The organism is Mycobacterium sp. E2479 (assembly GCF_001667925.1).
Classification (GTDB): Bacteria; Actinomycetota; Actinomycetes; order Mycobacteriales; family Mycobacteriaceae; genus Mycobacterium.
This window is the reverse complement of record NZ_LZJR01000010.1, coordinates 173,136-185,959: the sequence shown is the minus strand read 5'-3', so window position 1 is coordinate 185,959 and position 12,824 is coordinate 173,136. Positions and strand designations below refer to the sequence as shown.

12 protein-coding genes are annotated in these 12,824 nt (G+C 65.3%); 6 read left to right on the top strand and 6 right to left on the bottom strand.

Translation table 11 applies throughout. The annotated features are described in order from the left end of the window. Positions 1-53 precede the first annotated feature (53 nt). The gene (locus A5686_RS02060; RefSeq protein ID WP_067930359.1) at positions 54-1,256 is read right to left on the bottom strand and encodes a pyridoxal phosphate-dependent aminotransferase; all 1,203 of its coding nucleotides are present in this window, start codon (positions 1,254-1,256) and stop codon (positions 54-56) included. A gap of 284 nt (positions 1,257-1,540) precedes the next feature. Here A5686_RS02060 and A5686_RS02055 point away from each other — a divergent pair, with 284 nt between their 5' ends. Further along, on the top strand, positions 1,541-2,752 hold the full coding sequence (locus A5686_RS02055) for an acetyl-CoA C-acetyltransferase (RefSeq protein WP_067930319.1): 1,212 nt from the start codon (positions 1,541-1,543) through the stop codon (positions 2,750-2,752). Positions 2,753-2,756: 4 nt separating this feature from the next. After that, positions 2,757-4,901, top strand: coding sequence for a 3-hydroxyacyl-CoA dehydrogenase NAD-binding domain-containing protein (locus A5686_RS02050; protein ID WP_067930316.1), 2,145 nt, complete (start codon positions 2,757-2,759; stop codon positions 4,899-4,901). Between the two features lie 76 nt (positions 4,902-4,977). On the opposite strand, the gene A5686_RS02045 is transcribed toward A5686_RS02050, so the two are convergent. The 3 genes from A5686_RS02045 to A5686_RS02035 all read right to left on the bottom strand — a co-directional run bounded on the left by A5686_RS02045 (position 4,978) and on the right by A5686_RS02035 (position 7,752). Beyond that, positions 4,978-5,583, bottom strand: a complete 606-nt coding sequence (locus A5686_RS02045) for a bifunctional 2-polyprenyl-6-hydroxyphenol methylase/3-demethylubiquinol 3-O-methyltransferase UbiG (RefSeq protein WP_067930313.1) — start codon at positions 5,581-5,583, stop codon at positions 4,978-4,980. 32 nt (positions 5,584-5,615) lie between these two features. Beyond that, positions 5,616-6,476: an LLM class F420-dependent oxidoreductase gene (locus tag A5686_RS02040; protein ID WP_067930311.1), complete on the bottom strand. Its 861-nt coding sequence runs from the start codon at positions 6,474-6,476 to the stop codon at positions 5,616-5,618. A 67-nt stretch (positions 6,477-6,543) separates the two neighbouring features. After that, positions 6,544-7,752 (bottom strand): FAD-dependent monooxygenase, encoded by a 1,209-nt coding sequence (locus A5686_RS02035; protein WP_067930356.1) that lies wholly within the window; start codon positions 7,750-7,752, stop codon positions 6,544-6,546. A gap of 80 nt (positions 7,753-7,832) precedes the next feature. Here A5686_RS02035 and A5686_RS02030 point away from each other — a divergent pair, with 80 nt between their 5' ends. Both A5686_RS02030 and A5686_RS02025 read left to right on the top strand, forming a co-directional pair. Next, entirely contained in the window at positions 7,833-8,369 is a 537-nt protein-coding gene (locus A5686_RS02030) for a TetR/AcrR family transcriptional regulator (RefSeq protein ID WP_067930308.1), read from the top strand. Positions 8,370-8,392: 23 nt separating this feature from the next. Next, positions 8,393-9,376 carry an LLM class F420-dependent oxidoreductase gene (locus tag A5686_RS02025; protein ID WP_067930305.1) on the top strand — a complete coding sequence of 328 codons (984 nt, stop codon included), beginning with the start codon at positions 8,393-8,395 and terminating at the stop codon, positions 9,374-9,376. 7 nt (positions 9,377-9,383) lie between these two features. Here the strand turns inward: A5686_RS02025 and A5686_RS02020 are convergent, their stop codons facing one another. Further along, a complete protein-coding gene (locus A5686_RS02020) occupies positions 9,384-9,677 on the bottom strand; it encodes a putative quinol monooxygenase (RefSeq protein ID WP_067930302.1) in 294 nt (97 codons plus the stop codon). A gap of 150 nt (positions 9,678-9,827) precedes the next feature. Here A5686_RS02020 and A5686_RS02015 point away from each other — a divergent pair, with 150 nt between their 5' ends. Both A5686_RS02015 and A5686_RS02010 read left to right on the top strand, forming a co-directional pair. Continuing rightward, positions 9,828-10,241: a Zn-ribbon domain-containing OB-fold protein gene (locus tag A5686_RS02015; RefSeq protein WP_067930299.1), complete on the top strand. Its 414-nt coding sequence runs from the start codon at positions 9,828-9,830 to the stop codon at positions 10,239-10,241. Between the two features lie 16 nt (positions 10,242-10,257). After that, a complete protein-coding gene (locus tag A5686_RS02010; protein ID WP_067930297.1) occupies positions 10,258-11,403 on the top strand; it encodes a thiolase family protein in 1,146 nt (381 codons plus the stop codon). 48 nt (positions 11,404-11,451) lie between these two features. On the opposite strand, the gene A5686_RS02005 is transcribed toward A5686_RS02010, so the two are convergent. After that, positions 11,452-12,636: an FAD-binding domain gene (locus A5686_RS02005; RefSeq protein ID WP_067930295.1), complete on the bottom strand. Its 1,185-nt coding sequence runs from the start codon at positions 12,634-12,636 to the stop codon at positions 11,452-11,454. Positions 12,637-12,824: the final 188 nt, after the last annotated feature.

The window sequence follows — 12,824 nt, the reverse complement described above, 5'->3', positions numbered from 1 at the left end:
CACGCCACCCTCAGCGATTCCAGCCAGGGACCAACATCCAGGCGCACTAACCATCAACCCTTTTTCAGGTCGAAGTAACTAGCGGCGCGCAGGGTGCCCAGTCGCTTGATCGCCTCATCGAGGGTGTCGTCGCGTTTGCAGAAGGTGAAGCGCACCAAGTGATTCCACACGTCGGCCGTACCGTCGGTGGTGGCCGGGTCACAAAAGGCTGACATCGGGATCGCGGCCACTCCGACCTTTGCCGGAAGTTCCGCGCAGAATGCGCTGCTGTCGTCGTAGCCCAGCGGACGCGGATCGGCGCACAGGAAGTAGGTACCGGCGCTGTCGTGCACCTCGAACCCGACGTCGATCAGCCCGCCGGCCAGTCGATCGCGTCTGGCCTGCAAAGTCGCGCGTAGGCCCGCCACCCACGCATCCTCGGTCTCCAGCGCCAGCGCCACCGCCGGCTGGAACGGTGCGCCGCCGACATAGCTCAGATACTGTTTGGCGGCGCGCATCCCGGCGATGAGATGTGCTGGGCCGCAAGCCCAGCCGATCTTCCAGCCGGTGCAGTTGAACATCTTGGCGGCACTGGAGATGGTGATCGTTCGCTGCGCCATGCCGTCGAAGCCGGCCAGCGGCACATGCTGACGCCCGTCGAACACCAGGTGCTCGTAGACCTCGTCGGTGATCACCAACAGATCGGCCGCGACCGCGATCTCGGCGATGGCCGCCGACTCATCGGCGCTCAGAACGGTACCGGTCGGGTTGTGCGGGGAGTTGACGATCACCGCGCGGGTCCGTGGCGTCACCGCTCGGCGCAGAGCATCGGCGTCCAGGGCGAAGCCGCGGCCATGGGGAACCAGCGGCACGGCCACCCGGTGCGCGGACGCCATCGCCACCACCGGCGAGTAGGAGTCGTAGAACGGCTCGATGAGCAGGACCTCGGAACCGGGTTCGACCAGGCCGATCACCGCCGAGGCGATGGCCTCGGTCGCCCCGACCGTCACCAGCACCTCGGTGTCCGGGTCGTAGTCGATGCCGTAGCGGCGCTGCCGCTGGGCGGCGATGGCGTGGCGCAGCGGTGCGATGCCGATGCCCGGCGGATATTGATTGACGCCGTCGGCGATCGCCTCCTGGGCGGCCTTCAGCATGGCCGGGGGCCCGTCCTCGTCGGGGAACCCCTGGCCAAGATTCACCGCTCCGATCCGCGCGGCCAGCGCCGACATCTCGGCGAACACCGTGGTCGCGTAGGGGCGCAGTCGCGACACCGTCATGGTGGTCGAGCTTAAGCGGGGCATGGTTTCCGCGAATGTCATGCCAGCGTTGGCGTTGGGCCCAACGTGAAGTTAGGTGCGCACACGACGCCGAGCGTGTACGCAGTTTCACGTTCGGCGGCTCGGCGGCCGTGCCCCAGGCGCCGCGTGGTCCGCGTCGCTAGGCACCCCTGAGCTGTGCGGTCTTGGCCAACCAACAGGTTGGCCGGGCACCCTGTTAGGGTGGGTCGGGATCTAGTCTTGGAGACGGATTCGAACCCTATTCGCCAGATCAGGAAGTCGTCATGTCCGAAGAAGCTTTTATCTATGAGGCCATCCGCACCCCACGGGGGAAGCAGCGCAACGGTTCGCTGAACGAGATTAAGCCGCTCAACCTGGTCGTGGGCCTGGTTGACGAGCTCCGTCGGCGTTTTCCCGACCTCGACGAGAACCTGATCAGCGACATGATCCTGGGTGTGGTGTCCCCGGTCGGCGACCAGGGCGGCGACATCGCCCGAACCGCGGTGCTGGCCGCCGGGCTGCCCGAGACCACCGGCGGCGTGCAGCTCAACCGGTTCTGCGCCTCCGGCCTGGAGGCCGTCAACACCGCCGCCCAGAAGGTCCGCTCCGGCTGGGACGACCTGGTGCTGGCCGGCGGCGTCGAGTCGATGAGCCGGGTCCCGATGGGCTCCGACGGCGGCGCCTGGGCCACCGACCCCGAGACCAACTACCGGATCGGCTTCGTGCCCCAGGGCATCGGCGCCGACTTGATCGCCACCATCGAGGGCTTCTCCCGCGACGACGTGGACGCCTACGCGCTGCGCAGCCAGCAGAAGGCCGCCGAGGCGTGGTCGGGCGGCTACTTCGCCAAGTCGATCGTGCCGGTGCGCGACCAGAACGGCCTGGTCATCCTCGACCATGACGAGCACATGCGGCCCGACACCACCCTGGAGGGCCTGGGCAAGCTGAAGACCGCCTTCGACGGCATCGGCGAAATGGGCGGCTTCGACGACGTGGCGCTGACGAAGTACCACTACGTGGAGAAGATCAACCACGTCCACACCGGCGGCAACAGCTCCGGCATCGTCGACGGCGCCGCGCTGGTGCTGGTCGGCTCGGAAGCAGCCGGCAAGTCGCAGGGGCTGACGCCGCGGGCGCGCATCGTGGCCACCGCCACGAGCGGCTCCGACCCGGTCATCATGCTCACCGGCCCGACTCCGGCCACGCAAAAGGTGCTCGATCGCGCCGGGATGACGATCGACGACATCGACCTGTTCGAGCTCAACGAGGCGTTCGCGTCGGTGGTGCTGAAGTTCCAGAAGGACCTCAACATCCCGGACGAGAAGCTCAACGTCAACGGTGGCGCCATCGCGATGGGTCACCCGCTTGGCGCCACCGGCGCCATGATCACCGGCACCATGGTCGACGAGCTCGAGCGCCGCAACGCGCGGCGCGCCCTGATCACGCTGTGCATCGGCGGCGGCATGGGTGTCGCCACCATCATCGAGAGGGTTTAAGACCATGGCAGAGAACACCATTCAGTGGGACAAGGACGACGACGGCATCGTCACCCTGACCCTGGACGATCCCACCGGGTCGGCCAACGTGATGAACGAGCACTACAGCGAGTCCATGCACAACGCTGTGGAACGTCTTGTTGCCGAGAAGGATTCGATCACCGGCGTGGTCATCACCAGCGCGAAGAAGACGTTCTTCGCCGGCGGTGACCTGAAAGGCATGATCAACCTCGGTCCGGAGAACGCCGGTGAGGCTTTCGACACCGTCGAGTCGGTCAAGCGTGACCTGCGTGCGCTGGAGACGCTGGGTAAGCCGGTGGTCGCGGCCATCAACGGCGCCGCGCTGGGAGGCGGCCTGGAGATCGCGCTGGCCTGTCATCACCGCATCGCCGCGGACGTCAAGGGTCTCGTGGTGGGCTTCCCCGAGGTCACGCTGGGGCTGCTGCCCGGCGGCGGCGGTGTGACCCGCACGGTGCGGATGTTCGGAATTCAGAACGCGTTCATGAACATCCTTTCGCAGGGCACTCGCTTCAAGGCGGAGAAGGCCAAGGAGGTCGGGCTGGTCGACGAGCTCGTCGGCTCGGTCGAGGAGCTGGTGCCCGCCGCCAAGGCGTGGATCAAGGCCAACCCTGATTCGCATGAACAGCCCTGGGACAAAAAGGGTTACAAGATGCCCGGCGGCACCCCGTCCAGCCCTGCGCTGGCCGGCATCCTGCCGTCGTTCCCGGCGCTGCTGAAGAAGCAGCTCAAGGGCGCACCGATGCCGGCGCCGCGGGCCATTTTGGACGCGGCCGTCGAGGGCGCGCAGGTGGACTTCGATACCGCCAGCCGCATCGAGAGCCGTTACTTCACCCAGCTGGTCACCGGCCAGGTCGCAAAGAACATGATCCAGGCGTTCTTCTTCGACCTGCAGCACATCAACGGTGGCGGCTCCCGACCGGATGGCATCGAGCCGGTCAAGATCAACAAGATCGGTGTGCTGGGCGCGGGCATGATGGGCGCCGGCATCGCCTACGTCTCGGCCAAGGCCGGATATGACGTGGTGCTCAAGGACGTCAGCGTCGAAGCCGCTCAAAAGGGCAAGGGATACTCGGAAAAGCTTGAGGCCAAGGCACTTTCGCGTGGCAAGACCACCGAGGAGAAGAGCAAGGCGCTGCTGGACCGCATCACGCCGACCGCCGACCCGGCCGACCTCAAGGGCGTCGACTTCGTGATCGAGGCGGTATTCGAGAACCAGGAACTCAAGCACAAGGTGTTCCAGGAGATCGAGGACATCGTCGAGCCCAACGCGCTGCTGGGATCGAACACCTCGACGCTGCCGATCACCGGTCTGGCGACCGGCGTCAAGCGGCAGGAGGACTTCATCGGGATCCACTTCTTCTCCCCGGTCGACAAGATGCCGCTGGTGGAAATCATCAAGGGCGAGAAGACATCCGACGAGGCGCTGGCGCGGGTCTTCGACTACACGCTGGCCATCGGCAAGACCCCGATCGTGGTCAACGACAGCCGCGGATTCTTCACCAGCCGCGTCATCGGGACGTTCGTCAACGAGGCGCTCGCGATGCTGGGTGAGGGCGTGGAGCCGGCCAGCATCGAGCACGCCGGTTCGCAGGCCGGCTACCCGGCGCCGCCGCTGCAGCTGTCCGACGAGCTCAACCTGGAGCTGATGCACAAGATCGCCGCGGCCACCCGCAAGGGTGTCGAGGACGCGGGCGGCACTTACGAGCCGCACCCGGCCGAAGCCGTCGTCGAGAAGATGATCGAGCTGGGCAGGCCCTCGCGATTGAAGGGCGCCGGCTTCTACGAGTACGTGGATGGCAAGCGGACCCGCCTGTGGCCGGGCCTACGCGAGACGTTCAAGTCCGGCAGCTCGCAACCGCCGCTGCAGGACATGATCGACCGGATGCTGTTCGCCGAGGCGCTGGAAACCCAGAAGTGCCTCGACGAGGGCGTGCTGACGTCGACCGCCGACGCCAACATCGGCTCGATCATGGGCATCGGCTTCCCGCCGTACACCGGTGGTAGCGCCCAGTTCATCGTCGGTTACGAGGGTGCGCATGGTGTCGGCAAGGAAGCCTTCGTGGCCCGGGCCAAGGAACTGGCCGCCAAGTACGGCGACCGCTTCCTGCCGCCGGCGTCGCTCAGCTAGTCCTGCGTTACGCAGGCGCGAAAGCCCCCGAGCCAACCAGGTTTCGGGGGCTTCTGCGTGCGGTGGTCGCGAAAGACTAACGGCGCCTTTGGAACAGGTAGTACCACGCCGGTGTCTTCTCGGCGCGGTCCAGCTCGCGTTCGGCGCCGGCCGACAACAGAGCCCAGTTCTGGGCGAATCGTCGTTCCATCTCGGCGCGGTCCACTCCGCGCACCCCGACCCGCCCGCCCGGGACGAACGCCACGATCAGCAGCCGTGCCTCCGGAACCGCCAGCGCGCTGATTTCGCGGACGTACGCGTCGCGATCGGCGTCGCTCATGTTGTGCAGACAGCCATTGTCGACGATCAACTCGAAGTTCGCGCCGATGCCGGTGCGGCTCAGCTGCGTGACGTCGGCTTGGCGGAACTCGACGTCGGCGCCGGCCGCGCTTGCTTTGGCACGTGCGCGTTCGAGTGGCCTGGCCACGAAGTCGACCGCGGTGACCTTCCAGCCGTGCTGGGCGAGATAGATGGAGCAGTCACCGGTACCGCAACCGACCTCTAGAGCCGACCCGGCGGGGAGCGCTGCGGCGTCGCGCGTTCCCTCGACCAGATCCCGCACGCTCTGCGCGAGCGGATGACCGTCCCATGGGGTGAACCCGATGCGGTAGAAGATCCGAAACAGCGTTTGCTTGGAAGCCATGGCTCAGCCTAAGCCCCTGGGGCAGGTCGCCCCTATCGGAAGGCGGCGGCGATGCGGCGCCATTCCTCTCGCGGGAATACCCGCGGATCGGGCAGCAGCACCTGGACGCAGACCTGGTCGGCGCCCGCGGCACGATGCTCGGCGACGCGGCGCGTCACGACCTCTTCATCACCCCAGGCGATGATGCCGTCGAACAGGCGATCGCTCACCTGCGACAGATCGTCTTCGGTGAAGCCGGTGCGCAACAGGTTGTTTGCATAGTTGGGCAAGGCCAAATACGACCGCAGCCAATCGGTTCCGATTCGGCGGGCCTCGTCGACGCTGTTCGTCAAGATAACCGTCTGTTCTGGCAGCAGCAACGGGCTCGGGCCCAAAGTCGAACGGGCAGAAGCGGTGTGCTCAGGGGTGACGAGGTAGGGATGGGCGCCACCGGCCCGGGTCGCTGACAGCGTCAGCATCTTCGGGCCCAACGCGGCAAGCACCCGGCGCTTGATGGGAACCGGATGCGGCGCGGCATCCAAGCCGTCCAGGAAGGATGCGGTTGCCGCCAGCGGCCTGCGGTACCGTCCGGGTTGACCGGCATCGATCAACGGGGCGTGGCTGACGCCGATCCCGAGTAGAAAACGGTCACCGTGCTCGGCGGTCAGGGTCGCGTAGGAGTCGGCGACGTCGGCGGGCGAATGCATCCACAGATTCAAGATGCCTGTGGCGATTACGGTCCGCCGGGTCGCGGCAAGCAGGTGCCCCACCGCGTCGAACACCGGCCCACCGACGTCGGGTATCCACAATGCCGAAAACCCCATTTCGTCGAGTTCGGTTGCCGCCTCGGCGGATTCAACCGGGTCGCCGTAGCGAAGTTGACTGCTCCAGATCCCGACACCGGTCAGTTCCATGTGAGGCCTTCCCTTCGTGGCGCGCATGCCGCGGCGGCCCGGCACCGCGGCTCTACCGGACATGCTGTCAGGCGTCGCTTCCGGTGTATTCGGGCACCGGCATCGAATCGTGCATCCGGATGCCCTTGGTGTTGAGCTTCGCCACTGAGCGGGACAGCGACCCGGGCATCGCCGAGATCAGCTGGGCTCCACGGGTCAACGCCCACACTCCGATTCGGGAACCGGGGATGATGCCTTTGGCCGCGGCGCGGGCGAACGCTCGGCTGCGCTGCACGGGTTCGCGCATCCGCAGCTCATAGGCGGCGAAGGCGCGCAGATGGTCGCCGTCGGCCTCGGCGAGCTCCCCGGCCAGCACGTAGGCGCCGAGGATGGCGAGGCTGGTGCTGCCGCCCACCGCGGGTCCCGGGCAGTATCCCGCGTCGCCGACCAGGGTGACGCGGCGCCGCGACCACCGGTCGGTCCGCAGTTGGGTGATCGAGTCGAAGTAGAAGGTGCGCGTGCGGTCCAGTTCTGCCAGCCAGCTATCCACCTGCTCGTGCATCCCGGCGAACGCGTTCTTCAGTAATTCCTTCTGCCGCAACGCATCACGGTGCCCATAGTCCAATTCCTCTTTGCTGCGAAACATGAACACCGCACGGGCGTCATCCAGGTGATCCGCCGTGTAGATTCCGGCGAAGCGGCCGACGCCGACGTGAGCGACCATCTCACCGGACTCGACCAGCGCCTTCGGTGCCGACAGCACTGACAGGTACCCGCCGAGGAAGCGCGTCAGCTTGGCGTCCTCGCCGAAAGTCAGGCGCCGAACATTAGAGTGCAACCCGTCGGCGCCCACGATGACGTCGAACGAACGCGCCGACGACCGCTCAAATGTCACGGTTCCGTCGTGCTCGATCGCGGTGATCGAGTCACCGAACAGGTACTCGACATCGTCGCGGGCGGCGTCGTAGTAGATCTCGCTCAGGTCGTCGCGCATGATCTCTACGTGCGAGTCGGAGGTGGCGGCGTAGATCTTGGCGAGGTCGACGTCGATGGCTTTTGTCCGGGCTTCGCGGTACATCGTCAGCCGTTCGGTTCCGGTGGCGCGCGCCTCGATGTGCGGGAGGACGCCCATCTTCGTCGAGATTTCCATTGCGGGACGGAACAAGTCGACGGCGTGGCCGCCGGTTTTTCGCAGCGTCGCTGCGCAATCCACCACGGTGACGTCGAAACCGTATCGGGTCAGCCAGTACGCCAGGACCGGGCCAGCGATGCTGGCGCCGGAGATGAGTATCCGCATGACCACCTCCCACGCTTACTTACCGTTTGGTAAGCTTAGCATCCCACTTACCTATCGGAAAGTCAGATAAACTCGCGAGGGTGAGCAGGCCCCGGTCGGACACCCGTGAGCGCATCCAAGAGGTCGCCCGCGAGCTCTTCTTGCAGCGCGGCGTGCAGCGCACCAGCCTGCAGGACATCGCCAACCAGCTAGGGATCACCAAACCCGCGTTGTACTACCATTTTCCATCACGCGAAGAACTCGTGCGCAGCATCCTGGTGCCGCTGATCGACGAGGGCGAACGCTTCGTCGCCGAGGCCGAGGGGCGCCGCCGCAACGATGCGCGCGAGCTGTTAGAGGGTTACTTCGATTTCCACTACCGGCACCGCCGGGACCTGGTGCTGCTGTTGACCGAGCTCTCGACGCTGATCGACCTCGACCTCATCGATACCGTGCTGGCGTGGCGTGAGCGGCTGGCCAGGCTGGTCTTCGGCAAGAAGCCGACGCTCGCGCAGTCCACTCGGGCGGTGGTCGCCTTCGGCGGCTTGCAGGATTGCTGCGTGCAGTTTCCCGACGCGCCCCGCGAAGAGCTACGCGAGAAGTCGGTGGCGGCCGCGCTTGACGCGCTGGGTGGTTGAGTCGCAGGCTAAGGTCCCTAGTTATGCGCTTTGGACTCTTCATTCCGCAGGGCTGGCGGATGGATCTGGTCGACATCGAACCCGAAAAACAGTGGGCGCTGATGCGCGACCTGGCCACCTACGCCGATAACAGCGCGTGGGACTCGCTGTGGGTCTACGACCACTTCCACACCGTGCCGATGCCGACCGGCGAGGCGACGCACGAAGCGTGGTCGCTGATGGCGGCCTACGCGGCGAGCACTTCGCGGATCAAACTCGGCCAGATGTGCACCGCGATGAGTTACCGCAACCCCGTCTATCTCGCCAAGGTGGCCGCGACTGCCGACGTCATCTCCGGTGGCCGCATTCAGATGGGCATCGGCGGTGGCTGGTACGAACATGAATGGCGCGCTTACGGTTACGGGTTCCCCTCGGCGGGTGTGCGATTGGGCCGTCTGGACGAAGGCGTGCAGATCATGCGCGATGCGTGGCGCGACGGCAAAGTCAGCTTGGACGGCAAGCACTATCAGGTCGACGGCGCGATCGTCGAGCCGAAGCCGTTGCAGGACGGGGGAATTCCCTTCTGGATCGCCGGTGGCGGCGAGAAGGTGACGTTGCGGATCGCCGCGCAGTACGCGCAATACACCAACTTCACGCCGGAGCTCGAGGCCTTCAAGCACAAATCGGATGTGCTGGCCGAGCACTGCCGTGAGGTGGGTACCGATTTTGACGCCATCGTTCGCTCGGCCAACTTCAGCGCAATCATCGGCGCCTCCGACTCCGACGTCGAAGACCGGCGGCAGCGGATACGCGACCGCATATCGCGTTACGTACCCGAGGCCGCCGCGGATGCGATGCTCTCCGGAGGCTCGGAGGGGGCAACAGGCACAACGGAACAAGTCATCGAGCGGATCGCCAAGGTTCGCGACCTTGGTTGCGAGTACGCGATCTGCTACTTCCCCGAGGCCGCCTACGACCGGTCGGGCATCGAACTGTTCGAGCGTGAGGTCATTCCTGCGCTGAGCTGATAGCGCGTTAGACGTCGCTGGTGATGTACCTGGTCTTGGCCGGAGGCGCGGCCAGCAGCGGAGGAAGCTGGGTCAGCTTGCCTTCGCCGGCGCGAAACGCGCGGTAGGCCTCGTCGTTTTCGACCGTCTCCCAGATTTCGTAGATGAGCCAGTGCGCTTCGTCGTCCTCGTCGACAAGTACGTCGGTGCGCACATTGCCGTCGAACGCGCGAGTGTCCTGTAGCGCCCGGCCCATCAGCTCGCGCCCCGCAGCGACCTCGTCGGGCTTGAATCTGAGCTCGAGTATCACCGTGACCGTCATGGGCCCAACATATCTTCGTGCCCGGTCCGTCGTCGGCCCGCCCGGTCCTCCAGCTATGAGAATGCGGTTTCCACTTTTCGGAAAGCTGTTATACCGTTCAGTCAGAATTGTTCTTTTGGCGCACCGCGGACGTTCCTGGAGGATCCCTCAATGCAGAAGGCACTCGCTCCCGAGATCTCGACCTGGCCGGACGAGAACCCGCAGCTGATCGGCAGTCGGTGCGGCGATTGCAGCGCCACGACCTTCCCGGTGCAGCAGCGGTGCCCGCGGTGCAGCGGCGGCGCGATGAGCGACGTGCTGTTGCCGCGGACCGGCACCGTCGTCGCTTGGACCACTCAGGGCTTCCCGCCCGGGGCCCCGTACGCCGGCCCGACCGGCAAGGACTTCGTGCCGTTCGGCGTGGGTCTGGTCCAGCTCGGTGACGTCATCCGTGTCGAGGGGCGGCTGACCGAGAACGACCCGGCCAAGCTGAAGTTCGGCCAGGAGGTCGAGCTCACCATGGTGCCTTTCACCACCGACGCGGACGGCAACGAGATCATCACGTTCGCTTTCCAGCCGGTTTAGACAGAAGGAGACTGAGATGACCAACGATGTAGCGATCATCGGTGTGGGTCTGCATCCCTTCGGCCGGTTCGAGAAGACCGCGATGCAGATGGGCGCTGAAGCCATCCAAAGCGCGCTCACCGACGCCGGTGTTCAGTGGAAAGACATTCAGTTCGGCTTCGGTGGCAGTCACGAAGTGTCCAACCCGGACGCGGTCACCCGCCTGGTTGGACTGACCGGCATCACCTTTACCAACGTCTTCAACGCCTGCGCCACCGCGGCCAGTGCCATTCAGCAGACGGCGGACACCATCCGCTTGGGCAAGTACGACATCGGCATCGCCATCGGCTTGGACAAACATCCGCGCGGTGCTTTCACCGACGACCCCGCCAAGCTGGCGCTGCCGCAGTGGTACGCGCAGAACGGTCAGTTCGTCACGACCAAGTTCTTCGGGATGAAGGCCAACAAGTATCTGCACGATCACCACATCTCGCAGGAGACGCTGGCGCGGGTGGCCAACAAGAACTTCCGCAACGGTACGCTGAACCCGAATGCCTTCCGGCGCAAGGAGATCTCCGTCGAGGAGATCCTCAACTCGCCTACGCTCAACTACCCGCTGACGCAGTACATGTTCTGCGCGCCCGACGAGGGCGCCGCCGCGGTCATCATGTGTCGCGCAGACATCGCGCACAAGTTCACCGACAAGCCGGTGTACGTGCGCGCTTGTGAGATCCGCACTCGCACGTTCGGGGCGTATGAGGTGCATGCCACCTTCGCACCGCTCGACGAGGACGTCTCGCCGACGGTGTACGCGTCCAAGGCGGCCTACGAAGCCGCGGGCATCGGTCCCGAGGACGTCGATGTCGCCCAGCTGCAGGACACCGACGCCGGCAACGAGGTCATCCACATGGCCGAGACCGGCCTGTGCGCCGACGGTGAGCAGGAGAAGCTGCTGGCCGACGGCGCCACCGAGATTCACGGCTCGATGCCGGTCAACACCGATGGTGGGCTGATCGCCAATGGCGAGCCGATCGGCGCATCGGGGCTGCGGCAGATGCACGAGTTGGTGCGTCAGCTGCGTGGCGAGGCGGGGAAGCGTCAGGTTCCCGGCAACCCGCGCGTCGGGCTGGCCCAGGTGTATGGCGCGCCGGGCACCGCGTCGGCGACCATCCTGTCGCTCTAATCGCCCGAGGCACAACCCTTCCGGGTCCTCAAACCGCGATTGGCCCGGCTACGCGGCATATTCGGGCAATGCGATGTCGTCACGAAATTCGCTGCGGATGGCCCAGTCGGCCAGCCGCGGAATATTCAGCAGTTTCGACGCCTGGTTGCGGGTCCATACGCCCAGCGCCGTCTTTGGCGCGAACATCGTGGCGAATGCCCGCGCCGACCGCTGCCTGGCCTCAACGATCGGACGCAATCGCCGCTCATAGCGACGAAACGCATCCTGGTGATCGCCTCCTGCGCGACTGAGTTCGCCTGCCAGTACGTAGGCCTGCACCATCGCGAGACCCGTTCCCTCACCCGCCAGCAGCGAGACGGCAGCCGCAGCGTCGCCGATGAGCGCTACACGCCCGTCCGACCAGTGGTCCATGACGATTTGGCTGACGCGATCGAAGTACACATCGGTGGTCTTGTCGAGTTTGCGCAAGATCTCTGGGCATTCCCAGCCCGCGTCGCCGAAAACCTCATGCAGTGTGTTCTTGGCCTGTGACGCATCCTGCGGATCGGGGCCGCTCATGTGATCGGGCGTGAAAACGAAAAGAAACATCGTCTTCTCGCCGCGCATCGTGAATCGTCCGATCATGCGCCCGGGCATGGTGTGTGCGACGTAGACGAGTTCATCACGCGGTTGGTAGCCGTCGGCCTCGAACGCCGCGACTCGGTAACCGAGATCGGCCTCCCATCGGGCTTGCGTGCCGAAGACCAATTCCCGTACAGGCGAATGAATACCACCTGCACCGACGAGCAGGTCGAATTGTCGTGACCCGCCGCGCTCGAGGCTGACCTGTACGCAAGAGTCGTGTTGCTCGATGGCCGAAACGCTTTCACCGAACAGAGTCTCGACATGATTGTCGATGGAGCGATAGATCATGGCCGCCAAATCGCCGCGGGGCACAGTCACGAACCGGCCATCGACGTTCCGCCGGAACACCTCAGCCGAAAAGCCGCCCACCTTGCGCGAATTCCGGTCCACGATCCGCACCTCTTTGACCGCGTATCCGGCTGCGTGCAATTCGGCGGTCAGTTCCATACGTTCGGCAACGGCATACCCGGCGCCCCAAAAATCCACTGCGTAGCCGCCGGTGCGAAGACGCGCCGCCTTCTCGATCAGGGTGGGCTGGTGACCATAGCGCCAAAGCCAGTACGCAAGTGTTGGACCGGCGATGCCCGCACCGACGATGGCGATCTTCATGTGCGTACCTCCTGTGCGAGTGGAGCCTGAATATCATAGCACTATGCAATAGTTGCGCTAGGATACTGATTAGTTACGGCCCGTAGCCCGCGCGTCGATCCGCCCGCCGACACCGAAAAAGGGACGGCGGCTGTCAAGCAGCACAATCGAATTCGTCGATCCCGGGACGTCGAACAACATGGCGGCCG